This window comes from Kitasatospora sp. NBC_00039 (assembly GCF_045160625.1).
Taxonomy (GTDB): Bacteria; Actinomycetota; Actinomycetes; order Streptomycetales; family Streptomycetaceae; genus Kitasatospora.
This window is the reverse complement of the sequence record NZ_CP108289.1, coordinates 6,844,182-6,867,862: the sequence shown is the minus strand read 5'-3', so window position 1 is coordinate 6,867,862 and position 23,681 is coordinate 6,844,182. Positions and strand designations below refer to the sequence as shown.

17 protein-coding genes and 2 pseudogenes are annotated in these 23,681 nt (G+C 72.9%); 7 read left to right on the top strand and 12 right to left on the bottom strand.

All coding sequences use genetic code 11. From position 1 onward, the window contains the following. The first annotated feature begins 25 nt into the window (after positions 1 to 25). Positions 26 to 697 (top strand): response regulator transcription factor, encoded by a 672-nt coding sequence (locus tag OG286_RS30595; protein ID WP_030242805.1) that lies wholly within the window; start codon positions 26 to 28, stop codon positions 695 to 697. Between the two features lie 159 nt (positions 698 to 856). Here the strand turns inward: OG286_RS30595 and OG286_RS30590 are convergent, their stop codons facing one another. From OG286_RS30590 to metH, 3 genes are all read right to left on the bottom strand, one after another. Further along, a complete protein-coding gene (locus OG286_RS30590; protein ID WP_396321810.1) occupies positions 857 to 2,470 on the bottom strand; it encodes an ABC transporter substrate-binding protein in 1,614 nt (537 codons plus the stop codon). Between the two features lie 356 nt (positions 2,471 to 2,826). Continuing rightward, a complete protein-coding gene (locus OG286_RS30585; protein ID WP_396321811.1) occupies positions 2,827 to 3,531 on the bottom strand; it encodes an HAD family hydrolase in 705 nt (234 codons plus the stop codon). Between the two features lie 160 nt (positions 3,532 to 3,691). Further along, a complete protein-coding gene (metH, locus tag OG286_RS30580) occupies positions 3,692 to 7,198 on the bottom strand; it encodes a methionine synthase (RefSeq protein WP_405359336.1) in 3,507 nt (1,168 codons plus the stop codon). A gap of 145 nt (positions 7,199 to 7,343) precedes the next feature. Between metH and OG286_RS30575 the strand changes: the two genes are divergently transcribed. After that, a complete protein-coding gene (locus OG286_RS30575) occupies positions 7,344 to 8,432 on the top strand; it encodes a hypothetical protein (protein WP_405359338.1) in 1,089 nt (362 codons plus the stop codon). 22 nt (positions 8,433 to 8,454) lie between these two features. Here the strand turns inward: OG286_RS30575 and OG286_RS30570 are convergent, their stop codons facing one another. Then, the gene (locus OG286_RS30570) at positions 8,455 to 8,985 is read right to left on the bottom strand and encodes an SRPBCC domain-containing protein (RefSeq protein WP_396325739.1); all 531 of its coding nucleotides are present in this window, start codon (positions 8,983 to 8,985) and stop codon (positions 8,455 to 8,457) included. Between the two features lie 317 nt (positions 8,986 to 9,302). Here OG286_RS30570 and OG286_RS30565 point away from each other — a divergent pair, with 317 nt between their 5' ends. Beyond that, a complete protein-coding gene (locus tag OG286_RS30565) occupies positions 9,303 to 10,253 on the top strand; it encodes a PAC2 family protein (protein ID WP_396325740.1) in 951 nt (316 codons plus the stop codon). 127 nt (positions 10,254 to 10,380) lie between these two features. Here OG286_RS30565 and mshC read toward each other — a convergent pair whose 3' ends face one another. From mshC to OG286_RS30535, 6 genes and pseudogenes are all read right to left on the bottom strand, one after another. Then, positions 10,381 to 11,610, bottom strand: coding sequence for a cysteine--1-D-myo-inosityl 2-amino-2-deoxy-alpha-D-glucopyranoside ligase (gene mshC, locus OG286_RS30560; protein ID WP_396325772.1), 1,230 nt, complete (start codon positions 11,608 to 11,610; stop codon positions 10,381 to 10,383). A 141-nt stretch (positions 11,611 to 11,751) separates the two neighbouring features. Further along, a pseudogene (locus OG286_RS30555) lies at positions 11,752 to 12,210 on the bottom strand (dioxygenase); the annotation flags it as partial. 191 nt (positions 12,211 to 12,401) lie between these two features. Then, positions 12,402 to 12,791 (bottom strand): annotated as a pseudogene (locus OG286_RS30550) (AraC family ligand binding domain-containing protein); the annotation flags it as partial. A 68-nt stretch (positions 12,792 to 12,859) separates the two neighbouring features. Next, a complete protein-coding gene (locus tag OG286_RS30545; RefSeq protein ID WP_405363679.1) occupies positions 12,860 to 13,657 on the bottom strand; it encodes an SCO1664 family protein in 798 nt (265 codons plus the stop codon). A gap of 44 nt (positions 13,658 to 13,701) precedes the next feature. Next, positions 13,702 to 14,277 carry a DUF3090 domain-containing protein gene (locus OG286_RS30540; protein ID WP_396325742.1) on the bottom strand — a complete coding sequence of 192 codons (576 nt, stop codon included), beginning with the start codon at positions 14,275 to 14,277 and terminating at the stop codon, positions 13,702 to 13,704. Between the two features lie 235 nt (positions 14,278 to 14,512). After that, on the bottom strand, positions 14,513 to 15,229 hold the full coding sequence (locus OG286_RS30535) for an MSMEG_4193 family putative phosphomutase (RefSeq protein ID WP_405359341.1): 717 nt from the start codon (positions 15,227 to 15,229) through the stop codon (positions 14,513 to 14,515). Between the two features lie 313 nt (positions 15,230 to 15,542). Between OG286_RS30535 and OG286_RS30530 the strand changes: the two genes are divergently transcribed. Further along, on the top strand, positions 15,543 to 16,526 hold the full coding sequence (locus OG286_RS30530; protein WP_396325744.1) for a magnesium and cobalt transport protein CorA: 984 nt from the start codon (positions 15,543 to 15,545) through the stop codon (positions 16,524 to 16,526). A gap of 193 nt (positions 16,527 to 16,719) precedes the next feature. Here the strand turns inward: OG286_RS30530 and OG286_RS30525 are convergent, their stop codons facing one another. Continuing rightward, complete coding sequence (locus OG286_RS30525; protein ID WP_405359342.1) at positions 16,720 to 17,766, bottom strand: LLM class F420-dependent oxidoreductase; 1,047 nt, start codon at positions 17,764 to 17,766, stop codon at positions 16,720 to 16,722. 416 nt (positions 17,767 to 18,182) lie between these two features. On the opposite strand from OG286_RS30525, the gene OG286_RS30520 reads away from it, so the two are divergent. The 3 genes from OG286_RS30520 to OG286_RS30510 all read left to right on the top strand — a co-directional run bounded on the left by OG286_RS30520 (position 18,183) and on the right by OG286_RS30510 (position 22,491). After that, the gene (locus OG286_RS30520) at positions 18,183 to 19,163 is read left to right on the top strand and encodes an aldo/keto reductase (RefSeq protein WP_405359344.1); all 981 of its coding nucleotides are present in this window, start codon (positions 18,183 to 18,185) and stop codon (positions 19,161 to 19,163) included. 334 nt (positions 19,164 to 19,497) lie between these two features. Further along, entirely contained in the window at positions 19,498 to 21,747 is a 2,250-nt protein-coding gene (locus OG286_RS30515; RefSeq protein ID WP_405359346.1) for a helix-hairpin-helix domain-containing protein, read from the top strand. A 183-nt stretch (positions 21,748 to 21,930) separates the two neighbouring features. Next, entirely contained in the window at positions 21,931 to 22,491 is a 561-nt protein-coding gene (locus OG286_RS30510; protein ID WP_405359348.1) for a cysteine hydrolase family protein, read from the top strand. 295 nt (positions 22,492 to 22,786) lie between these two features. On the opposite strand, the gene OG286_RS30505 is transcribed toward OG286_RS30510, so the two are convergent. Beyond that, a complete protein-coding gene (locus tag OG286_RS30505; RefSeq protein ID WP_396325750.1) occupies positions 22,787 to 23,392 on the bottom strand; it encodes a hypothetical protein in 606 nt (201 codons plus the stop codon). Positions 23,393 to 23,681 lie beyond the last annotated feature (289 nt).

Genomic DNA, 23,681 nt, shown 5'->3' with positions numbered 1-23,681 from the left:
GGGATCCATGAGCAAGGAGTCCTAGGTGACGATCCGAGTGCTGCTGGTCGACGACCAGCCGCTGCTGCGCACCGGTTTCCGGATGATCCTGGAGGCCGAGTCCGACCTGGTGGTGGTCGGCGAGGCCGGCGACGGTCAGCAGGCGCTGGACCAGGTGCGGGCGCTCCAGCCCGACGTGGTGCTGATGGACATCCGGATGCCCAGGATGGACGGCGTGGAGGCGACCCGCCGGATCGCCGGCCCGGGGCGGGACGGCCCGGCCAAGGTGCTGGTGCTGACCACCTTCGACCTGGACGAGTACGTCGTGGAGGCGCTGCGCGCCGGGGCCAGCGGCTTCCTGCTGAAGGACGTGCCGGCCGAGGAGCTGGTGCAGGCGATCCGGGTGGTCGCGGACGGCGCGGCGATGCTGGCGCCGAGCATCACCCGGCGGCTGCTGGACATGTACGCCACCAAGCTGCCCTCGGGCGACGAGGCGCCGCCGCAGGCGCTGAACGCGCTGACCGAGCGTGAGCTGGAGGTGCTGAAGCTGGTGGCGCGGGGCCTGTCGAACGCGGAGATCGCGGCGGAGCTGTTCGTCAGCGAGACCACCGTGAAGACCCACGTGGGGCACGTGCTGACCAAGCTTCAGCTGCGCGACCGGGTGCAGGCGGCGGTGTACGCCTACGAGAGCGGGCTGGTGCGCCCGGGCGCGCTCTGAGCACCGCGCCCCGGGCACGGCTGCTCCGAGCACCGTGCCCGGGGCGCCACGGGCGGACATGACGGTGGCCCGTCCACTCCCCTTGCACCCTGGGGGAGCGGACGGGCCACCGTGCTGAGGGTTGCCCGGTCTCCCGGGCCACTGCACGCCGCCGGCCGGCTACTTGCCGATCCGGCCGATCTCCCAGAAGCGGAAGACGCCGGTGGTGTCGATGGTCGACTCCACGCCGGTGATGTACGGCTTCGAGGCGTAGAAGGACTTGTTCTGGAAGAGCGGGATCAGCGGCACGTTGTCGGCGACGATGGCCTGGATCTGCGCGTAGCTCGACGCCGCGGCGGAGCGGTCGGCCTGCTTGAGGCCCTCGGGCACCAGCTTCTGGCTGATCCGCCCGTCGTCCCAGCCGTGGTGGTAGGCCCCGCCATCGACGATCAGCGGCGCGATGTAGTTGTCGGCGTCCGGGTAGTCCGCGAACCAGCCGACGGTGTACGCCTGGTACCTGCCCTCGGTCCAGCCCTTCTTGAAGGCCTCCCAGTCGGCCTCGTGCTGGACGGTCACCTGGAAGACGCCGCCGGCCTCCAGCTGCTTCTTCAGCGTGTCGGCCTCGGCGCTCTCGGCCCGCGAGCGGGACCAGGTGAGGCTCAGCTTGACCGGCATCGGGACCTTGGCCGCGGCGAGGATCGCCTTGGCCTTGTTGACGTCCTGGTCGCCGTACTTGTCGAAGAAGGACGTGTTGTGGCCGGTGACGCCGGCCGGGACCATCGAGTAGAGCGGCTGGACGGTGCGCGCGAAGACGTCGCGGGCGAGGGTCTTGCGGTCGACCAGCTGGGCGGCGGCCTGGCGGACGGCGACGTTGCCGGTGGTCGCGTCCTTGGTGTTGAAGACCAGGCTGCGGGTGTCGTTGCTGTCGCCCTCGACGACCTGCAGGTCGGTCTTGCCGCCCTGCTGCTCGGAGCGGACCTGGGCCGCGGTGTTGGGCTCCAGGCTGTTGTCGGTCAGGTCGATCTCGCCCTTGTCGAGCGAGACCTTCAGCTCGGCGGCCTTGTCGAAGTACCGCACGGTGAACTTCTTGTTCCGCAGCTTGGCGTCGCCGGCGTAGCTGCCGTTGGGCGTCAGCACGACCTTGCCGGGCACCTTGGTGCCGCCCTCGGCGTTCATGGTCTCGATCGAGTCGATCTTGTACGGGCCGGAGCCGACCAGCTTGTCGTTGGCCAGCAGCTGGTCGGCCGGGAAGACCTGGTGGTCGACGATGGCGCCGGCCGGGGTGGCCAGCTTGGCCGGGAGGGTGGCGTCGGGCTGGGAGAGGTGGAAGATCACCTCGGTGTCGCCCTTGGCCTCGACCGACTTGATCGTGTCCAGCAGGCCGGCCGGGCCGTTCTGGTCGTTGATCTTCTTGGTCCGCGCGATGGAGTAGACCACGTCGGCGGCGGTGAGCGGGTGGCCGTTGGAGAACTTCAGGCCGCCCTTGAGCGTGCAGTGGTAGAGCATGGCGTCGCCGCCGGTGAACTCGCAGGACTGCGCGGCGTCCGGGTTGGGTGCGCTGGAGGCGGCCGGGTAGACGAGCAGCGACTGGAAGGTGTTGCGCAGGACGAGCCAGGCGCCGGAGTCGTAGGCACCGGCCGGGTCCATCACGTTGGTGACCGAGGTCGTGCCCATGGTGATCGACTTGGCGGTGTCCCCGTTGACGGCGTCGGTGACCGATCCGCAGCCGGCCACCGAGACGGTCACCAGCCCGGCACAGCCGAGCACTGCCAGTCTTCGAGCTGAAGTCTTCACGGGTCGCGTCCTTCTGGGTGCGGTCCGGCCGGGGGGCCGGCCGGCCCGCGGTGGGGTGCGCCTACCGGGTGTGTGGCGCGCGCGGACCGGTTGCCGTGCGACCGCAGGCAGGACGGGGCTGCCCGTCAGCGGCGGTGCAGGGCTCGGGGGTGGGGAACGAACTGGAGTAGCGTGCCATATCGAACACGCACCACCGATACCCGTACAGGTGACAGTTGGGACACGGGAGGGCGGGTGCGGAAGCGGCCGTCCCACGAGTTGTCAGCCAATGCCCGTTTTCTCCCCGGGCGGGCCGTGGTGGCGGACAGCGGTGACCACTTACCGGTCAGTAGGCCCCATCCGCAATGAGACGACAATCACACTCGCGAGGCGACCAGCGAGCGGAGCAGTTCAAGATCGACCTGCTCCAGGGAGGACAGCACCAGCCGCCCCGGGGCCGGCTCGATCACCGCGACCGTCGGCACCGCGATCACCGGGCAGCCCGCCGCCTCGGCCGAGCGGACGCCGGTCGGCGCGTCCTCCACCACCACGCAGCGGCCCGGCTCGGCGCCCAGCCGGCGCGCCGCCTCCAGGTACGGGTCCGGGTGCGGCTTGGTGCGCGGCACCTCGTCACCGGCGACCGAGAACGCGAAGTGGTGCGCGCCCAGCGACTGCAGCACGATGTCGATGACGTGGCGGTGCGAGGCGGACACCAGGGCGGCCGGAACGCCGTGCGCGGCAAGGGTGTTGAGGAGCCGCTCGGCGCCCGGCATGAGCGGCACGCCGCCGGCCAGGAGGTCCACGAAACGCTGGTTGATCAGGACGGTGAGGTCGGCCGGTGCGATGTCCACGCCGGTGCTGGCGAGCAGGTAGTCGATCACCCGGCTCATCGGGCCGCCGACGAGCTGGGCGCGGTCGCTCTCGTCGAGCGCGTAGCCCAGCTCGGCGAAGAGCGAGGCCTCGGCCTGCCACCAGAAGTCCTCGGTGTCGACCAGCGTCCCGTCCATGTCCAGCAGCACCGCCTGCAGGCCCCGGCCGTCGCCGTGGTCGAGGACGCGGGTGGCGGTGGAGATGGTCGTCATGGCGGGGTCCTTCCGTCGGTACCCCCGGGGGGCGCGACCGGGGCGCCGGCTCCTGGGGATGGCACAGGCCGGCCCGCTGGTTGAGCGGACCGGCCCGTTCAGGATGATCCAGGATACGCCCCGACCGCCCGAAAAGGGCGAACGGTACGCGACGTCCGGACTACCGCGCGTTGAAGTACTTGGCCTCCGGGTGGTGGATGACGATGGCGTCGGTGGACTGTTCGGGGTGGAGCTGGAACTCCTCGGAGAGCACCACACCGATCCGCTCGGGCCGCAGCAGCTCCGCGATCTTGGCGCGGTCCTCCAGCTCCGGGCAGGCCCCGTACCCCAGCGAGAACCGGGCCCCCCGGTACTTGAGCGCGAACATGTCCCGCACGTCCTGCGGGTCCTCGTCGCCGAAGCCCAGCTCGTAACGGACCCGGGCGTGCCAGAACTCCGCCAACGCCTCCGCCAGCTGCACCGACAGGCCGTGCAGCTCCAGGTAGTCGCGGTAGGAGTTGTTCGCGAACAGCTCGTTCGCGGCCTCGGAGATCCGGTTGCCCATGGTGACCACCTGGAGACCGACCACGTCCTTGACGCCCGACTCCTCCGGACGGAAGAAGTCCGCCAGGCACAACCGCCGCCCGCGCCGCTGGCGCGGGAAGGTGAAGCGGGTCCGCTCGGAGCCGTCCTCGTGGAAGACGATCAGGTCGTCGCCCTTGGAGTTGGCCGGGTAGTAGCCGTAGACCACGGCCGCCTCCAGCCAGCCCTCGGTCTGCAGCCGGTCCAGCCACATCCGCAGCCGCGGCCGGCCCTCGGTCTCCACCAGCTCCTCGTACGAGGGCCCCTCGCCGCCGCGAGCCGCCTTGAGGCCCCACTGGCCCTTGAACAACGCGTCCTCGTCCAGCCAGGAGGCATAGTCCGCGAACGGCACGCCCTTGACGATCCGGTCGCCCCAGAACGGCGGGGCGGGCACGGTGTTGTCCACCGCCACGTCCGAGCGGACCTGCCCGAGGCTGACCTCCTCCGCCTCCGTCACCTCCACCCGGGCGTGCCGGCGCTGCTTCAGCTCCGGCAGCACCGCCCCCGGCACGCCACGCTTGACCGCGATCAACGCGTCCATCAACCGCAGCCCCTCGAACGCGTCCCGCGCATAGCGGACCTCGCCCCCGTAGATCTCGTGGAGGTCCTGCTCGACATAGGCCCGGGTCAGAGCCGCCCCACCCAGGATCACCGGGAAGTCGGCCGCCAGCTTGCGCTGGTTCAGCTCCTCCAGGTTCTCCTTCATGATCACAGTGGACTTCACCAGCAGACCCGACATGCCGATCACGTCCGCCCTGTGCTCCTGCGCGGCATCCAGGATCGCCGAAACCGGCTGCTTGATGCCCAGATTCACCACGGTGTAGCCGTTGTTGGACAAGATGATGTCGACCAGGTTCTTGCCGATGTCATGGACGTCGCCCTTGACCGTGGCCAGCACGATCGTGCCCTTCCCCTCGTCGTCGGACTTCTCCATGTGCGGCTCCAGATACGCCACCGCGGTCTTCATCACCTCCGCGGACTGGAGCACGAACGGCAACTGCATCCGGCCGGAGCCGAACAGCTCGCCGACCACCTTCATCCCGGCCAGCAGCGTGCCGTTGACGATCTCCAGCGCCGCACGCTCCGTCAGCGCCTCGTCCAGGTCGGCCTCCAAACCACCCCGCTCACCGTCGATGATCCGGCGCTGCAGGCGCTCCTCCAGCGGCAGCGCGGCCAGCTCCTCCGCCTTGGACGCCTTGACCGACGCCGAGGAGACACCCTCGAACAGCTGCAGCAGCTTCTGCAACGGGTCGTAGCCCTCGCTTCGGCGGTCGTAGACCAGATCGAGCGCCACCTCACGCTGCTCCTCCGGAATCCGCGCCATCGGCAGGATCTTCGACCCGTGCACGATCGCCGAGTCCAACCCGGCCTCCACACACTCGTTCAGGAACACCGAGTTGATCACCACACGCGCCGCCGGACTCAACCCGAACGAGATGTTGGACAGGCCCAGGGTGGTCTGCACGCCCGGATGACGACGCTTGAGCTCACGGATCGCCTCAATGGTCTCGATGCCGTCCCGGCGGGACTCCTCCTGGCCCGTGCCCAGGGTGAACGCCAGGCAGTCCACCAGGATCGAGCCCTCGTCGATGCCGTACTCGGTGGTGAGCTGCCCGATCAGCCGCTCGGCGATGGCCACCTTGGTCTCGGCGGTACGGGCCTGCCCGCCCTCGTCGATGGTCAGCGCGATCAGGCCGGCGCCGTGCTCACGCGCCAGCGACGCGATCCGCCCGAACCGGGTGTCCGGGCCGTCACCGTCCTCGTAATTGACCGAGTTCAGCACGGCACGGCCACCGAGCGCCTCCAGACCCGCCCGCAACACCTCCGGCTCCGTGGAATCCAGCACGATCGGCAGCGTCGACGCAGTCGCGAGGCGGCCGGCGATCTCCTTCATGTCAGCGACACCGTCGCGGCCGACGTAGTCAACGCAGAGGTCCAGCAGGTGGGAGCCGTCCCGGATCTGCTCGCGGGCGATCTCCACACACGCCTGCCAGTCCCCGGCCAGCATCGACTCGCGGAACTTCTTCGACCCGTTGGCGTTGGTCCGCTCACCGATCGCCAGGTACGAGGTGTCCTGACGAAACGGCACCGCCTGGTACAGCGAGGCGGCCGAGGGCTCCGGGCGCGGATCACGGCCGGCGACCGGGCGGCCCTGCACCCGCTCCACCACCTGGCGCAGGTGCTCGGGCGTCGTCCCACAGCAGCCGCCCACCAACGACAGGCCGTACTCGCGGGTGAACACGTCATGGGCGTCCGCCAGCTCGGACGGGGAGAGCGGGTAGTGGGCGCCGTCCCTGCCCAGCACCGGCAGGCCCGCATTCGGCATGCAGGACAGGCCGATCTTCGCGTTCTTGGCCAGGTAGCGCAGGTGCTCACTCATCTCCGCCGGCCCGGTCGCACAGTTCAGGCCGATGAAGTCCACACCCAGCGGCTCCAACGCCGCCAGCGCCGCGCCGATCTCCGACCCCAGCAGCATCGTGCCGGTCGTCTCCACCGTCACCTGCACCAGCACCGGCAGATCCAGGCCCGCCTCCGCCAACGCCCGCTTGCAACCCAGGATGGCCGCCTTGGTCTGCAACAGGTCCTGACTCGTCTCCACCAGCAGCGCATCCGCGCCGCCGGCGACCAAGCCGGCCGCGTTCTGCCGGAAGCCGTCCCGCAACACCTCGTACGGGGCGTGGCCGAGGGTGGGCAGCTTGGTGCCGGGGCCGATCGAGCCGAGCACCCACCGCGTGCGGCCGTCCACGGCAAACGCGTCCGCCGCCTCCCGCGCGATCCGCGCACCCGACTCGGACAACTCGAAAACCCGCTCCGAGATGTCGTACTCCCCCAGCGCCGAGAAGTTCGCCCCGAACGTATTGGTCTCCACACAGTCCACACCCACCGCGAAATACGCGTCATGGACCGAACGCACGATGTCGGGCCGCGTCACATTGAGGACCTCGTTGCAGCCCTCCAGGTCCTGGAAGTCCTCCAACGACGGGTCCTGCGCCTGGAGCATGGTGCCCATCGCACCGTCGGCCACCACCACACGGGTGGCGAGGGCCTCACGCAACGCATCCGCGCGGCTCTGCGGAGTGATGGACGGGGCGGCTGCAGCGGCCATGGGGCTTCTCCCTGGGTGCGACGGCTGTCGGCTTTGCGGCCCTGCTGAATCGGGGACGCACCTGGCCAGGGTATCCGGCCTGCGGCGGGAGCCGGTGGTGCGTTCCGTATCCTGAACGTTCGGCCGCAAGGGGGAGGGCGACTGCATGGCGAGGACCGGCGCACGGGCACGGCGGATCACGGAGGTTCTGGGGAGGCCGCTGCGGGCGCTGCGGGCCCGCTGGCGGGGGTGGTCCCGCTGGCGGAAGTCGCTGGTCGTGGTGGGGGTGGCGGTGGCCGTCCTGGTGACACCCCTCGGCGCGGCGGCGCTCGCGCTGCGGCTCCAGTACGCCGGGGAGCCGTCCGCCGACGCCCGCACCCGGGGCCGGGACGCCGTCTGGCTCGGCCACGCCTGGGTGGACGGCCGGAAGGGTGACGCCGACGTCGCCACCCTCGCCCAGCGCCTCTCCGGCACCGGCATCCGCGACCTCTACGTGCACACCGGCCCGCTGGAGCACGACGGCTCGCTGCCGCCGAGCGTCCACCCCCGGGCCGGCTGGTTCGTCGAGGCCGTCCACAAGACGATGCCCGGCATCCGCGTGCAGAGCTGGCTGGGCGACGAGGTCAAGCCGGAGAAGGACGCGCTGGACCTGGAGGACGCGCCCACCCGGGACCGGGTCACCGCCTCCGCCCGCCAGGTGCTCGACCTCGGCTTCGACGGCGTCCACTTCGACATGGAGCCGATCCGCCCCGGCTCGAAGGGCTGGCTCGCCCTGCTCGACCAGGTGCGACCGGTCACCGCCGGACGCGGCACCAAGCTGTCGGTGGCCGCCCCGCAGATCGACCCGCTGCCCGGGCAGCACGCCGTCGGCATCGCGCTCACCGACCACGGCAAGTGGTGGGACCAGGCCTACTTCGCCGAGACCGCCCGCCGGGTCGACCAGATCGCGATGATGACGTACGACTCGAGCATGCCGACCGAGTCCCTGTACGGCGGCTACAACGCCTACCAGACCGAGCTGGCACTGGAGGCGACCCCGGAGAACGTGGACCTGCTGATGGGCCTGCCGTTCTACTGGGAGGACAAGTGGGGCCACTGGGGCCACGCCGAGACGGTGGAGGCCGGCATCCGGGGCATCCGGCTCGGCCTCGGCCGGTACGACCTGCAGCGGCAGAACTTCGGCGTCGGCCTGTACGTGGACTTCGCCGCGACCGAGCAGAACTGGGCGGACTACCGCAGCGGCTGGGTGCGCTGAGCCGCGTCGGCGCCCACCGCCGCTACGCCGGCTGCCCCGACGCCAGCCGGTGGGCCAGCGCACCCAGGTAGCGGTGGATCGCGGCGTCCTCGCCCGTCACGTAGTGCCCGATCGCGCGGTAGAGCGGCTTGTACACCTCGCCGCGCTCGGTGACGGTCAGGGTGCAGCCCACCCCGGCCGGCGTCAGTACGTACGTCCAGGTGCCGCCGTACGGCAGGTCCGGGTCGGCGATGCCGGTCACCAGGCGGTGCGGGGCCTCGCTCTCCACCACCTCGTAGGTGGTGTGGCCGTGCTTGTCGTACTCCCGCCAGCGGGGCCGGCCGCCGGCCGTCGCGGGCAGCCGCTCGACGTGCGACAGGCCCGGGCGCCAGGCCGGGTAGAGGTCGATGTCGGTCAGGATCTCCCAGACCGCACCGGGTGGCTGGGCCAGGTCCAGGCCGCCCTCGGTCACGTGTTCCACCGGCAGCCGCCGCCCGGCGGCGGTGGCCGCCAGCACCGCTCCGGCCCCGGCGGCCACCACCGCTCCGACGCCGATCCACAGCCATCCGTTCATCCGCCCGGCTCCTCACGCCCACCACCCGGCCTCCGCCTCGCCTCCATCATCGCGCCGCCCCGCCGCTCGGGCACGGCAGCACCGGCGGCGGGCCGCCTGCCGGGATAACCGCTGGCTCCCGGCGCCCCGCTCCCCCAGACTGTCCCGGTGCCCGGCCGCCGGGCGCATCAAAGCCCGTAGGCTGGGCAGGTAGGGACCGTGGAACGAGGCGTTCCATGGGTGACGAGAGGTTCGACAGTCGGCAGCCGGACCGCCGACGCCCCGGCATCCCAGCCGGGACGGGGTGCGGCCGCCCGCCGACCGGAGGGAGACGCTGGGTGATCGAGCTGGAAGATGTTCCCGAGTTGATCGACCCGGTGATGGTCTGTGCCTTCGAGGGCTGGAACGACGCGGGCGACGCCGCCTCCGCCGCCCTCGCGCATCTGGACGAGACCTGGGGCGGCAAGGTGTTCGCCGCCCTGGACGCGGAGGACTACTACGACTTCCAGGTCAACCGGCCCACGGTCTGGCTGGACGGCGGCATCCGCCGGATCACCTGGCCGACCACCCGGCTCTCGGTGATCCGGGTGACCGAGCCGACGACCCGCGACGTCGTCCTGGTGCGCGGCATCGAGCCGAGTATGCGGTGGCGCTCGTTCTGCAACGAGCTGCTCGCCTTCGCGCACGAGCTGGGGATCGAGCTGGTGGTGATCCTGGGCGCACTGCTCGGCGACACCCCGCACAGCCGCCCGGTGCCGGTCAGCGGGGTCACCTCCGACCCGGAGCTGGCCCAGCGGCTGGACCTGGAGGAGAGCCGCTACGAGGGCCCGACCGGGATCGTCGGGGTGCTCCAGGAGGCGTGCACGCACGCCGGGGTGCCCGCCGTGACGCTCTGGGCGGCGGTGCCGCACTACGTGGCGCAGCCGCCGAACCCGAAGGCCACGCTGGCGCTGCTCAACAAGCTGGAGGACCTGCTGGACCTGCGCATCCCGCCGGGCGAGCTCGGCGAGGACTCCCGGGCCTGGCAGCTGGGCGTGGACCAGCTGGCCGCCGAGGACAGCGAGGTGGCCGAGTACGTGCAGCAGTTGGAGGAGGCGCAGGACACCGCCGAGCTGCCGGAGGCCTCGGGCGACGCGATCGCCCGCGAGTTCGAGCGCTACCTGCGCCGCCGGGAGAACGTCGGGCCGACCGGCGAGAAGCCGGTCGCCGGGCACGCCACGGCCGAGCGGCCGAGCGATCCCGAGCCGCCGGCCGCCCGGGAGAGCCAGGACGGCACCGAGGACGAGTAGTCCTCCGTGCCGTCGTACGGCGTCACGGCGCCGTACCGTGACGCCGTGCGACGGTACGACGGGTACGGCATGCGGAAGGGGCGTCAGGACCAGTGGTCCTGACGCCCCTTCCGTCCGTACGGGGTGCCTACAGCGCGACGCCGAGCAGGGCGTCCACCGTGCGGGATACCAGGCCGGGCGCGCCGATGTCCTCGCCGCCGCCGGCCTCCTGCCGGGCGGCCCAGCGGTCCACCGCGGCCAGCGCGGCGGGCGCGTCCAGGTCGTCGGCGAGCGCCTCGCGGACCTCGGCGAGCAGCGCCTCGGCCGGCGGGCCGTCCGGGCGGGAGACGGCGGCGCGCCAGCGGGCGAGCCGCTCGACGGCCTCGTCCAGGGTGCCCTTGGTCCACTCCCAGTCCTCGCGGTAGTGGTGCGAGAGCAGGGCGAGCCGGATCGCCGCCGGGTCGACGCCCTCGCGGCGCAGCGCCGAGACGAAGACCAGGTTGCCACGGGACTTGGACATCTTGTGCCCGTCCAGGCCGACCATGCCGGCATGCACGTACGCCTTGGCGTACGGGTGGCTGCCGGTGGCCACCTGGGCGTGCGCGGCGCCCATCTCGTGGTGCGGGAAGGAGAGGTCGCTGCCGCCGCCCTGGATGTCGAAGGACATGCCGAGGTACTGCAGCGCGATGGCGACGCACTCGATGTGCCAGCCGGGGCGGCCGTGGCCCAGCTCGGTGTCCCAGGCGGGCTCGCCCGGCCGCGCGGAGAGCCAGAGCAGGGCGTCCAGCGGGTGGCGCTTGCCCGGGCGGTCCGGGTCGCCGCCGCGCTCGGCGAAGACCGGGCGCATCTGCTCGCGGCTCAGGCCGGAGACCTCGCCGAAGTGCGGGTCGGCGTCGACCGAGAAGTAGATGTCACCGTCCACCTTGTAGGCGGCGCCGCTCGCCAGCAGCTTCTGGACCAGCGGGACGATCCACGGGATCGACTCGACGGCGCCGATGTAGTGGGCCGGCGGGAGCAGCCGCAGGGCGGTCATGTCCTCGCGGAACAGCGCGGTCTCGCGCTCGGCCAGCGCCACCCAGTCCTGGCCGGTCTCGACCGCCCGGGCGAGCAGCGGGTCGTCCACGTCGGTGACGTTCTGCACGTACAGGACGTCGTGGCCGGCGTCCTTCCACACTCGCTGCGCCAGGTCGAACGCGTTGTAGGTGGCGGCGTGGCCCATGTGGGTCGCGTCGTAGGGGGTGATGCCGCAGACGTAGATCCGGGCGGTGCCGTCCTGCGGCACGACCTCCCGGATACAGCCCGCTGCGGTGTCGTGGATACGAAGGGGGAGCCCCTGACCAGGCAGGGCGGGAACCTCGGAGGCGGGCCAGGCATGCATGGGAATGACTTTAACCGTGCGAACATTTGAAAGCCTAACCAGTACGCAAGATCGACTGGATTCGTTTGCCTTCGTTGCCTGAGCGCTTCGGGACTGATAGTGACCGGCTCCCGACGGCCCCCGCACGGCGGCCGTAGAGGTGTCGGTGCTGTTGCGCGGCTCCCCCGGGAAGTACAGCTGTGTGGTGAGCACCGGGCGGCCGGGGGCCTGGAGCTTGACGTGGAGGTGCCGGGTGCGGCCCCCCGGGTAGAGGCCGGGCACGATCGTGGTGAGACTGAAGGCACCCCGGGTGTCGGTGAACTGGCGGCCGCGGAAGGCGAAACCGGTGTTGTCGTACGCACCGTTGACGTCGGCCTGCCAGAAGTCGAGCAGCACGCCGGCGATCGGCAGGCAGGCCCGGCCGAAGACGTAGCCGCTCAGGGTGAGCCGGGTGCCGGGGGTGCTGTCGGTGATCAGCGAGGTCCGCAACGGGGAGTCGGGCTTGAAGTAGGGGCCCTCGGTCTGCTCGACCGTCGGCGCGTCACCGTCGTGGCAGGCGGGGGTGAGGCCGGGCGCCTCGCCGGTGCCGGCGCGGTCGCGGGCCAGGGCGACCCCGCGGCCAGTTCGGCCGCCCGACCCGGCGCCGCACCACCCTCACCGGGGGCACGGGCGCGCAGCGCGCGGACGATCAGGATGTGCAGACCGGCCCGCAGCACACCCGCGTAGCCGGCCGGGCAGGCCCGGTACTCGTGCTCCATGTCGGCCGGCAACGCACCGATCGGGCCGGCCTGTTCGCCGAGTCGCAGCGTCGGACGGGCGGCCAGCTCGCGCAGCGCGGCGAGGTCCTGGGGGTGGGAGAGCAGGAAGTCCTCGTTGAAGAGCACGACCTGCCCGGCCAGCCCGTCCGCGTCCGCCCAGTAGTGCACCTGGCCGGGCGCGATCACGCACAACTGCGGTGGCCGGAGCGGCCGGTGGACCAGGTCCTGGACATGGGCACCGGCACCGCCGGTGACATGGACGATCTCGAAGAAGGAGTGCCGGTGGGGGAAGCCCGCGCGGGAGAGCGGGCCGATGGTGTCGAAACTGCCGATCGCGAACGGCAGCAGGTGCGGCAGCGGGACCTGTAACCGGTGCAGCGGCAGGTCCGGGTGGGGGGGTCCGTCGCTCGTCCATCGGAGCAGTGTGCGGCCGGGCAGCCACACCGGTCCAGACCAATCCCGGCCGGGTGGGAGCGGCCGGTGCGGCCGGGCGTTGCGCGGCCGGGCGTGCGTCAGATCGGCGGCCAGGGAATCGACGGCCAGTCCTCGGACGGCAGCGGGTGCAGACCGGTCCGGCGCAGCCCGTCCACCCTGGCCCGGGCGGCGGCGAGTTCGGCGGCGGTCAGGTGCGGGGCGAGCCGCTCGCCGAGGCCGCCGTCCAGCTGCTCCGCCAGGCCGGCCAGCACCTCCAGCGCCTCCTCCGGCAGCGGCTGTCCGGCCCAGCCCCAGAGCAGGGTGCGCAGCTTGCCCTCGGTGTTGAAGGTGACACCGTGATCGATGCCGTAGAGCCGGCCGTCGGCGGCGGGGATCAGGTGACCGCCCTTGCGGTCGGCGTTGTTGAGCACGGCGTCCAGCACCGCCATCCGGCGCAGCCGCAGGTCGTCGGGGTGGACCAGCAGCGCGGTGCGCCCGTCGCCCACCTCCGCGTGCACGATCGGCAGCCAGCCGTCCTCGGGCCCCTGCGGGTCCTGGAGGGACAGCAGCGGGTCGGCGTCCGGGTCCGGCTCCACCCAGAGCTGCACCATGCCGGGCCCGTGCGGCCCGTCGCGCAGCACGGTGGGCGGGATCAGCGCCCAGCCGGTGGCGGCGGCGAGTTCGTACGCGGCGACCTCACGGCCGGCGAGCGTGCCGTCCGGGAAGTCCCAGAGCGGGCGTTCGCCGGCCACCGGCTTGTAGACGGCCTGCGCGGTCAGGCCGTCCAGCGTGATGCTGCAGTACAGCGCGGCGTTGGAGGCATCGGTCAGCCGGCCGTGGACGGTCAGCTCGCCCTCGCGCAACAGGTGCAGCGCGGTGGGCGGGTCGGCGGCCAGGGCGGCGCCGGCCACCGGGTCCGCCTGCGGAGGGGTCTCGGTGTTCAGCGCCGGTAGCCGTTCGCGCGCGGGCACAGGTGGCCCTCCGGGTCGAGCGGCAGATTGCAGAACGGGCACGGCTTGCGGCCGGCCGCGACGAGGTCCAGCGCCCGCTTGGCGAACACCCGGGCCATCGCCCCGGTGAGCCGCACCCGCAGCATGTCCGGGCCGTTCTCGTCGTCCTCGAAGACGGCCTCGGCGGCGTCCTCGTCCTCGTCGCCCTCGTCCTCGATCACCGCCTGCGCCTCGACGACCAGGCGGCTGTCGATGCTGTCCCAGGCCAGCGCCATGGTGCCGACCCGGAACTCCTGCTCCAGCGGGAGGTCCAGCGGCGCGGTGTCGAGCAGGTCGACCGGCGCGCTGGCGGGGATCGCGGCGTCGCCGTCGCTGCGCCGCAGCGCCTCGTCCAGCACCTCCTCGATCCGCTCCGCGAGCGCGGCGACCTGGGTCTTCTCCAGCAACACGCTGGTGATCCGCCCCCGGGCGGAGGCCTGCAGGTAGAACGCCCGGGCGCCGGGCTGGCCGACGGTGCCGGCCACGAACCGTTCGGGCTGGTCGTAGAAGAAGACCTGACGGGGCACGCTCTCGCTCCGGATCGTGTCGATCGTTGTAGGGGTCGGTCGTGGGGCGGTGGTTCGGGTACTGGTCGCTCTGTACGGGTGGTTCGGGTGCTGGTCGTTCGGGGCGTTCGAAGGCCGTTCGGGGCTGGTCCCGTTCGGGTGGACCAGGGCTCCGGTGGGGCCCGTTAGTCACCCTACGACCTCCCGGCCCGGCCCGGGGAGCCGAGCCGGGGTCCGGACCCCCGTCCGGCTCCGGTCAGACCGCGCCGGTCGCGCCGCCGACCACCGCGTCGCCGTCCGGGGCGCCGGACCGGTGGTCACTGTGGCCGTCGCGAGGCTTCGGGGCGAGCGAGGCGAGGTCGCCGGTGTCGCCCATCCTCAGCACGAAGGGCCGCTGCGGGGTGTAACGGATCGCGGTGACCGAGCAGGGGTCGACGCCGATCCGCTGGAAGTGGTCGAGGTGCAGGCCGAGTGCATCGGCCACCACCGCCTTGATCACGTCACCGTGCGAACAGGCGATCCAGACCGCGTTCTCGCCGTGCTCGGCGGCGATCTTCTCGTTCCACTCGCGGACCGCGCTCACCGTGCGGTGGCTCAGCTCGCGCAACGACTCGCCGCCCGGGAAGGCGGCCGCCGCCGCGTGGTCCTGGACGGTTCGCCAGAGCGGCTCCTTGGCCAGCTCGGCCAGCGGGCGGCCGGTCCAGTCGCCGTAATGGCACTCGCCGAGCCGCTCGTCCTCCGTGGGAGCGCCGAGTTCGGGCCGGGCGGCGAGCAGCGGCTCCAGGGTCTGCCGGCAACGCTCCAGCGGGCTGCTGACGGCCTGCGCCAGCGGGATCCCGGCGAGGCGGCCGGCCAGCGCGGCGGCCTGCGCGCGCCCGGTGTCGTCGAGGTCCACGCCGGGGGTCCAACCGGCCAGGATTCCGGCGGTGTTCGCGGTGGAGCGGCCGTGGCGGACGAGCAGCAGGGTGGGCATGGGGCCTAGCGTACGGCCTCCCGGACGGGGCGTGGGCGGGAGGTTGCGGTGCCGGGGCAGCACCGCCGGGACCGTGCCGGGCACCGCCGCCATCGTGCCGGGCACGGCCGGGTTCGTGCGGGGCACGGCCGGGTTCGTGCGGGGCACGGCCGGGTTCGTGCGGGGTCGGTGCCCGATCCGGGTGCGGGGTCGGTGCCCGATCCGGGTGCCGGTTGGGTGCCGGGCGGACGGGCCTGGTGTGGGGTTGGTGTCGAGCGCCGGTGCAGCGGGCGATGTGCCACCGCCACCGCCGTCCAGGGGCCACAATGGCCCGATGATCGTCCACTGCGCCATCTACCGTGACGGCCGCCGGATCGAGGGCCCGGAGGACTACACCGGCGCCCTCGCCGCCGCGCGGGCGGCCGGCAAGGGCAGCTTCGTCTGGATAGGCCTGTTCGAGCCGACCACCGAGGAACTCGACCAGGTCAGCGCGGAGTTCTCGCTGCACCCGCTGGCCGCGGAGGACACCGTCAGTGCGCACCAGCGCCCCAAGGTGGAGGCGTACCAGGACTCCCTGTTCGTGGTGCTCAAGACGCTCGGCTACCACCCCGGCGGCCACGCGGTGACCAGCGGCGAGGTGATGGTCTTCGTCGGCGAGGACTTCGTGATGACGGTCCGCCACGGCGCCGACACCCCGCTCGGCGAGCTGCGGGCGGAGCTGGAGGCCCAGCCCGACGTGCTGAAGTACGGGCCGAGCGCCGTGCTGCACTCGGTCTGCGACGCGGTGGTGGACGGCTATGTGGACGTGACCGTCGCGCTCCAGGCGGACCTGGACGAGCTGGAGGCCGACGTGTTCGCGCCCGGCCGGGTCGGCCGCAACACCGCCGGGCGGATCTACGGCTACAAGCGCCAGCTGGTGACCGTGCGCCGCGCCACCGGTCCGCTGCTGGAGCCCATGATGCGGCTGGAGCGCGGCGGTGTGCCGTTCGTCCGCGACGAGGCGCTGCCGTACCTGCGGGACGTCGCCGACCACCTGGCCCGGACCAACGACCAGGTGGAGGGCATGGACCGACTGCTCTCGGACATCCTCAGCGCCAACCTGGCGCAGGTCAGCGTGCAGCAGAACAACGACATGCGGAAGATCTCGGCCTGGGCGGCGCTGGCCGCCGTGCCGACCATGATCGCGGGCGTGTACGGCATGAACTTCGACCACATGCCCGAACTGCATCAGCCCTGGGGGTACCCGGCGGCGGTGGCGTTGATGGTGCTGGTCTGCCTGGCGCTGCACCGGGTGTTCAAGCGGCACGACTGGCTGTAGGCCCCCTGCTCCACCCGGCTCCCCCGGCTCCACAACGCGCCACCGCCCGGGCGCACCGGCCGGCGGGCCCGACCCACAGGCCGGGCGCGGTTGGGGGTGGACCCCTCCGGCCGGGGGCCGGCGCGCCGGCCGGAGGGGGTGAGCCGGGGGCGGGCCTGCCGGAGAGGGCGGGCCCGCCCGGCGCGGTCGGTGGTCAGGCCAGCCCGGCGCGCTCCAGGGCCTCGACGCCGGTCCGCAGCGCCTGCACCCGCTCGTCGAGGGTGAAGCCGGCCGGCGCCAGGGTGAGCGTGGTGACGCCCGCGTCGGCGTACGCCTGCATCCGGTCGGCGATCCGGGCGGTGTCGCCGACCAGCGAGGTGGCGTCGATCAGGTCGTGCGGGACGGCCGCCCCGGCACCCGCGTAGTCCTTGGCCAGGTACTTCTCCTGGATCTCGTCCGCCGCCTGCTCGTAGCCCATCCGCCGGGTGAGCTGGTTGTAGAAGTTCTTCTCCTTGCTGCCCATGCCGCCGATGTAGAGCGCGGCGTAGGCGCGCTGGGAGTCGACCCCCGCCTTGATGTCCTCACCGACCGCGATGGTGACGGTCGGGCAGAGGTCGAAGCCCTCCAGGCTCTGCCCGGCCTTGGCCCGGCCGGCCTTCAGCGGGTCGAGGGACAGCGCGGCGTGCTCGGGCGAGAAGAAGATGCCCAGCCAGCCGTCGGCGATCTCGCCGGTCTGCTCCAGGTTCTTCGGGCCGATCGCGGCGATGTAGAGCGGAATGTGCTCGCGCACCGGGTGCACGGTGAGCTTGATCGGCTTGCCGGGCCCGCCGGGCAGCGGCAGCGTCCAGTTGGCGCCCTCGTGGACCAGCCGCTCGCGGGACATCGCCTTGCGGATGATCTCCACGTACTCGCGGGTGCGGGCCAGCGGCTTGTCGAACTTCACGCCGTACCAGCCCTCGGAGACCTGCGGGCCGGAGACACCGAGGCCCAGCCGGAACCGGCCGCCGGAGAGGGTGTCCAGGGTGGCCGCCGTCATGGCCGTCATGGCCGGGGTGCGGGCCGGGATCTGGAAGATCGCCGAACCGATGTCGATCCGCTCCGTCTTGGCGGCGACGAAGGAGAGCACGGTGGCTGCGTCCGAACCGTAGGCCTCGGCGGCCCAGCAGACCGAGTAGCCGAGCCGGTCCGCCTCCTGGGCGACGGCGATGTTGTCGGCGTCCATGCCGAGTCCCCAGTAACCGAGGTTGATACCGAGTCGCATCTGCCAAGCCTTCCAGTCGGGTTGTTCGCGAGGGTAACCGCGCGGTCGGCGGCCATGCTACTGGCCGGTAGGTGTGGGCCGGGACACATTCCCGGCTGCCGGACCCTGCCGGTCCAGCCCGGGTCGGGACGGGTCGGGACGGGTCGGGAGGGGTCGGGACGGGTCGGGACGGTCCCTGCCGGTCCAGCCCGGCTCGCGCCGGGTCGGGTGCCACCGGCCGGTGGCGGCCGTCCCACGGTGATCACCCCGCGGCGATCGCCCTGCGGGGCAGTGATCGTTCTGCGGGTCTGCACACCAGCCCGGGCACCGGCCGCTACGCTCAGCCGACGTGGGGACGCCTCTCCCCACCTGCGCGTTTGCCATGCGGGCCGACGTACCCGGCGACCCGCGTTCAAGGCCAGTGGAGGGCCCGTCCGATGGAAAAGCGACACCTCGGCCGAACCGGGCTGCAGGTCTCCCGGCTCGGCCTCGGCACCATGACCTGGGGCCGCGACACCGACGAGCACGAAGCCGCCGAGCAGCTCAAGGAGTTCGTCGACGCCGGCGGCAATCTCGTCGACACCGCCGACGTCTACGCGGACGGCGGCGCCGAGTACCTGCTCTCCCGGCTCACCGACAACCTGATCCCCCGCTCCGACCTCGTCATCGCCACCAAGGCGGGCAGCGTCCCCGAATCCGGCCGCCGCTTCGACGGCTCGCGCGGCCACCTGCTCGCCGCCCTCGACGCCTCGCTGCGCCGGCTCGGCACCGACTACGTGGACCTCTGGCAGGTGCACTCCTTCGACCCGGCCACACCGGTCGAGGAGACGCTCACCGCGCTCGACATCGCCGTCACCTCCGGCCGCGCCCGGTACGTCGGGGTCTGCGACTACAGCGGCTGGCAGCTCGCCAAGGCCGCCACCTGGCAGCACGCCCATCACGGCCGGACGCCGCTGGCCGGCGCACAGCTGGAGTACTCGCTGCTCCAGCGCGGAATCGAGCGGGAGGCGCTGCCCGCCGCCCTGGACGCCGGGGTCGGCCTGCTCGCCTCGTCCCCGCTCGGGCGCGGCGTGCTCACCGGGAAGTACCGGCACGGCGTCCCGCAGGACTCGCGCGGCGCCTCGCCGTACCTCTCCGGCTTCGTCCAGCCCTACCTCGGGGAGCGGTCGCGGCGGATCGTGGACGCCGTCGCCACCGCGGCGGACGGCCTCGCCAGCAGCCCGCTCGCGGTGGCGCTCGCCTGGGTCCGGGACCGGCCGGGCGTGGCGAGCGCGCTCGTCGGGGCGCGGACGGTGGCGCAGCTGCAGGCGGCGCTGTCAGTGGAGGCGCTTACGCTTCCGGGTGAGATCCGCGGTGCGCTCGACGACATCTCGTCGCCGGTCCACCGCTACCCGGACCAGGGGTGGAGCGAGCTCTAGAGCTGCGCCGCCCCGGCCCGGGGGGTCTCGCACCGACGGGCCTTCGGTCCGCCCGGGGCGCCGGACAGCTGACCCGACCAGACCAGACTCAACCCGCCCGACCTGGCGTGATGTGACCTGATGTGACCTGACCGACCGACCTGTATCGACCTGTCGAGACCGACCTGTTCCGGCCGGCTCGACCGACCCCACCGGCGCAGCCGCCCCGCGCGGCCGGGCCGTCCCGACCATGCCGACCGCGCTCACCGCGACGGGGCGGCCGCCTGCGGCCCGCTGCCCCACCACCGGTGCGGGCCGGCGCCCAGCAGTGGAGTGACCTTTTTTGGAGCGAACGATGAGTGACACGGAGAACGGCGCTCCGGAGGAGACCTCGGCGGCCCCGGGCCCGGACGGTACCAGCGGCAGCGACAGCACCAGCGGCAACAGCGGTAGCAGCGGCGACACCGACAAGGCGGCCGCGGTCGCCGCGCTGGCGGCGGCGATCCGGACGGTCGGGAAGCAGTCGGCCGGTCCGGCGCCCCAGGCCCCGCCCGCCGGCCAGGCCGGTCCCGCTGCCCCTGTGCGCGACTCCGGCACTGCTCCGGAGCCCACGGCCGTCCGACCGTCCCCGGTCCGGGCCGAGAGCGACGGGCAGCGCGCCCAGGCCCTCAAGGACACCGCCGAGGTGCTGGCCGCGGGCGGTGCACCCACCGACCTCGCGGCCGCCGCCGTGGCCGCGTTCGGCGACGGCGCCGCCGAGCAGCTGCGCGCCGACCCGTGGTCCGTGCTGACGCTGACCGGTGTCCGCCCCGAGCACGCGGACGGCTTCGCCCGCGGCCTGCTCGGGCCCGCCGCCGGCCCCGGCGACCCGCGCCGGGCCCGGGCGCTGGTGCCGTGGCTGCTGGAGCAGGCCGCGCTGCGCGGCCACTCCGCCGTGGAGATCGGCGAGGTGACCTCCGGGCTCGACCGCCTCGGTCTGCCGGACACCGCCGCCGCACTGCAGGCGGCCATGGACGACGGCCGGGCACTGCCCTTCCAGGAGGAGCTGACCGGCGCCGAGGCACACGCCGCGGGCGGCGGCGAGGAGGACGACGAGCCGCCGACCCGGATGTTGCTCGCACTGGAGCGGCTGGCGCTCGCGGAGGACAGCCTCGCGGAGGGCCTCGTCCAGCTGATGTCGACGTTCGTCCCCGGCGAGGACGGCCCCGAGGCGGAGGACGCCCCTGCCGAGGGCGCCGCCGGCGAGGACGCCCCTGCCGAGGAGGGCTCGTCCGGCGAGGATGGATCGGCCGGCTCCTCGGAGTCCGAGGAGCCGGAAGAGCCCGGAGCGTCCGAAGCGTCCGAGGAGCCAGAAGAGCCCGGAGCGCCCGGAGAGGGGGACGCCACACACGAACCGGCCTCGGCCGGGCCCGCCGCCCCCGGCCCGGCCGCCTGGGAGGCAGCCGCCGTCGCCGCACCCTCCTCCTCCGCGACCGCCCTGATCCTGGCCGCCGCGGAGAACGCCCTGGTCACCCACACCGGCGGCGAGGCCGCCCGGGCCGAGCCGGCCGCCCTGGTCCGGGCCGCCACCGGCCTCGGCCTCCGCGCCTGGGCCGCCACCTGGACCGACCAGGGCCGGGACAGCCTCGCCGCGCTCGCCGACGGCCCGCTGTCCGTCGTCACCCTGGCCGAGCTGCTCGCCGGGACGGCCGGCCCCGGCCGCTCCTCCGACGGCACGCTCGCGCTGGACGTCCTGGTCGTCCTGGACGCCCCGCTGCTGGACGTCGAGCTGGCCGCCACCCTGCTGGAGGCGCTCGCCGACGGCACCAGGCTCGTCCTCAGCGGCGACCCGGGCCAGCTCTGGTCCGCCGGCCCCGGCCGTTTCTTCGCCGACCTGCTGGCCGCCAGGGTCTGCCCGTCGGTCGCCTCCCGCACCCCGGACTTCGGCCCGATCGGCGAGCTGGTCTCGGGTGTCGGCATCGGCGAGCTCCAGCCGGTCGAAGCGCCGGACAAGGAGGTGGTCATCCTGACCGCCAAGGACGGTGGCGAGGCCGTCCACCGGGCGATCCAGCTGCTCACCGACTCCATCCCGCGCGCGCTCGGCATCCCTGCCGAGCAGGTGGTGCTGCTCACCCCCGGCCACGGCGGCCCGGCCGGTACGCGCTCGCTGAACGCCGCCGCCAAGGCCCGCCTCAACCCCGGCCCGGGCCGCTTCGGCGGCTTCGACCCGGGCGACCGGGTGGTGGAGTCCCCCGCCCCCGGCATCACCCGCCCCGCCCGGGTGGTCGACGGCGACGCCACCGGCCTGCACCTGGAGTACGCGGACGGCTCGCGCCGCACCGTCCCGCCCGCCGAGGCCGGCCGGCTGCGGCACGGCTGGGCGCTGACCGTCCACCAGGCGGTCGGCCGCCGCTGGCCGGGCGCCGTAGTCGTCCTCCCGGAGGACGCGGGCGCGGCACTCACCCGCCAGTGGGTCTACACGGCGTTCGGACGCGGCGAGCGCCACCTCTCGGTGGTCCACGCCGCCGGCCCGGCCCTCCCGCAGGCCGTCACCGAGCGCCCCGCCCTGCCCCGCACCACCCGCCTGCGCGCGATCCTCGCCGAGAACGCCGCCCAGGCGTACTAGGGCTTGTCCGGTCGCCTCGGCGTCCGCGCGCCCGGCAGGATCGGCCGGACATGACCTGCCGGCCGCCGGGACCGACCTCGCACCGCCGTCGCGGAGGGGTCGGTTCCGGCCGGGTGTCGGTGGGTGGGTCTACTGTGCGGGGGCACGAGTCCAGCCTGCGCAAGGCATGAGCAAGGGGAGATCATGACCACACTCGAGAACCGGCCGCACACGGCGCTCCTCGTCATCGACGTGCAGAACGGCGTCGTCCAGGAGGCCTACGAGCGCGATGCCGTGGTCGCCAACATCGCCGGCCTGGTCGAGAGGGCGCGGCGGGAGGAGGTCCCGGTCGTCTGGGTCCGGCACTCCGACGAGGAGCTGGTCCTGGGCAGCGACAGCTGGCAGATCGTCCCCGAGCTGGTGCCCGGCGAGGGCGAGGCGCTCGTCGAGAAGCTCTACCGCGACTCCTTCGAGGGCACCACCTTGGAGGCCGAGCTGGCGGGCCTCGGGGTCGGCCGCCTCGTCGTCGTCGGCTCGCAGACCGACTTCTGCGTTCGCTCGACGCTCCACGGCGCGCTCGTCAGGGGCTACGACGCGATCCTGGTCAGCGACGCCCACACCACCGAGGACCTCACGGCCTGGGGCGCTCCGAAGCCGGAGCAGGTCATCGCCCACACGAACCTGTACTGGTCCAACCAGAAGGCCCCCGGGCGGACGGGCGGCACGGTCGAGACCAAGAACGTGGACTTCGGCAGCGCGTCCTGAGCTCAGGGCCCGGACCGTGCGCGGGACGTCGGATCCGCCGACTTCCCGCACACGTCCGCCCACCCACGTCAGCCCGCGCATGCCTGTCCACGCACGCCTGTCCGCGCTCCGACAAGGTCGCACTGATGGCAACGGGGGCGTGAAAAGCAGGCCTTGGACGCCACGGCGGCTGCCGGCCCGCCTCGGCACCGTCACCGGCCCTGGGCGGTGGCAGTGCCGAGTCGGGCGGGCCGGGGACGGGCACCCCGCTGCCGCCCCGCCCGGGCACCTCGGACCACGCCGGGAGCGGCTCGGGTCAGTCGTCGAGGTCCTCGTCGTCGTAGACCTCGCTGACGTCGAACCGGCAGATCAGCAGCTGCGGGTCCGCGTGCTCGAACGGCTCCGGCAGCCACTCCCCCGGCTCGGTCGGCTCGGCCGCCGCGACCCAGAGCGTCGAGTCGCCCTCCTCCAACCCGAACTCCTCGCTGCGGGCGGCGATCTCGTCCGGCTCGTACTCTCCGAACAGCACGCCGATCGCGGCGTTCAGCCCGCCCGTGCCGCCCCCGCCGGGGGTCAGCGAGTCCTCCAGCCGCTCGGCCTGGGCGCGCAGCCGCTTCGAGTCCACCACGTGGTAGTCGCGTCGGATCAGCACGCTGATCGCCTCGGGCTGTTCGGGACCGTGGTACCCGCCCGGCCCCTCGTCCCCCGGGACCTCGAAGGGGGTGACCTCGTCGTAGACCTCGTAGAGGAGTTGGTCGTAGGCGATGGCCGCCGTCGCGAGCTGCTCGTAGGCGGCGAACACAGCGGGATCGTCCGCTGCGCTGGGGCTCGACACCGCTTCCAGATGACGGTCGATGGCGGCCTTGACCGCCTCGGCGGCGGCGCGTACCTCGGCAATGGTGGGCTGCGCGGCATCAGACATGGTGCAGACGCTATCTCCCCGCGGTGCCGGTACGCACAGCGGTTGTCACCTACACCCGCGATTTCACCGCAACTTCCCCCCTGATGTCCGATCCGCGTGGTTCTGTTCCCGCGTACGCCCCGCGCGCGGACCCCGGGGACGGCACGCGTGGGCCGTCCGGGTGCCGCTTGGCGAGCCGCGATCGGGGTATCCCGTCAGGAGGAGAAACGGAACTGATGCTCTGTCAGGATCGCGGGCCCGACGCGGGCCTCGACGCACGCGCGACGCGGGCGTGGTGCGGGCGAGTCGC

Bases quoted from the DNA above. Each gene is read 5' to 3' on its own strand.
- OG286_RS30585 (WP_396321811.1), bottom strand. From the start codon at position 3,531: ATGACGACCATCTCCACCGCCACCCGCGTCCTCGACCACGGCGACGGC.
- OG286_RS30530 (WP_396325744.1), top strand. From the start codon at position 15,543: ATGATCGTCCACTGCGCCATCTACCGTGACGGCCGCCGGATCGAGGGC.
- metH (WP_405359336.1), bottom strand. From the start codon at position 7,198: ATGGCCGCTGCAGCCGCCCCGTCCATCACTCCGCAGAGCCGCGCGGAT.
- OG286_RS30525 (WP_405359342.1), bottom strand. From the start codon at position 17,766: ATGCGACTCGGTATCAACCTCGGTTACTGGGGACTCGGCATGGACGCC.
- OG286_RS30575 (WP_405359338.1), top strand. From the start codon at position 7,344: ATGGCGAGGACCGGCGCACGGGCACGGCGGATCACGGAGGTTCTGGGG.
- OG286_RS30510 (WP_405359348.1), top strand. From the start codon at position 21,931: ATGACCACACTCGAGAACCGGCCGCACACGGCGCTCCTCGTCATCGAC.
- OG286_RS30520 (WP_405359344.1), top strand. From the start codon at position 18,183: ATGGAAAAGCGACACCTCGGCCGAACCGGGCTGCAGGTCTCCCGGCTC.
- OG286_RS30505 (WP_396325750.1), bottom strand. From the start codon at position 23,392: ATGTCTGATGCCGCGCAGCCCACCATTGCCGAGGTACGCGCCGCCGCC.
- mshC (WP_396325772.1), bottom strand. From the start codon at position 11,610: ATGCATGCCTGGCCCGCCTCCGAGGTTCCCGCCCTGCCTGGTCAGGGG.
- OG286_RS30535 (WP_405359341.1), bottom strand. From the start codon at position 15,229: ATGCCCACCCTGCTGCTCGTCCGCCACGGCCGCTCCACCGCGAACACC.
- OG286_RS30515 (WP_405359346.1), top strand. From the start codon at position 19,498: ATGAGTGACACGGAGAACGGCGCTCCGGAGGAGACCTCGGCGGCCCCG.
- OG286_RS30570 (WP_396325739.1), bottom strand. From the start codon at position 8,985: ATGAACGGATGGCTGTGGATCGGCGTCGGAGCGGTGGTGGCCGCCGGG.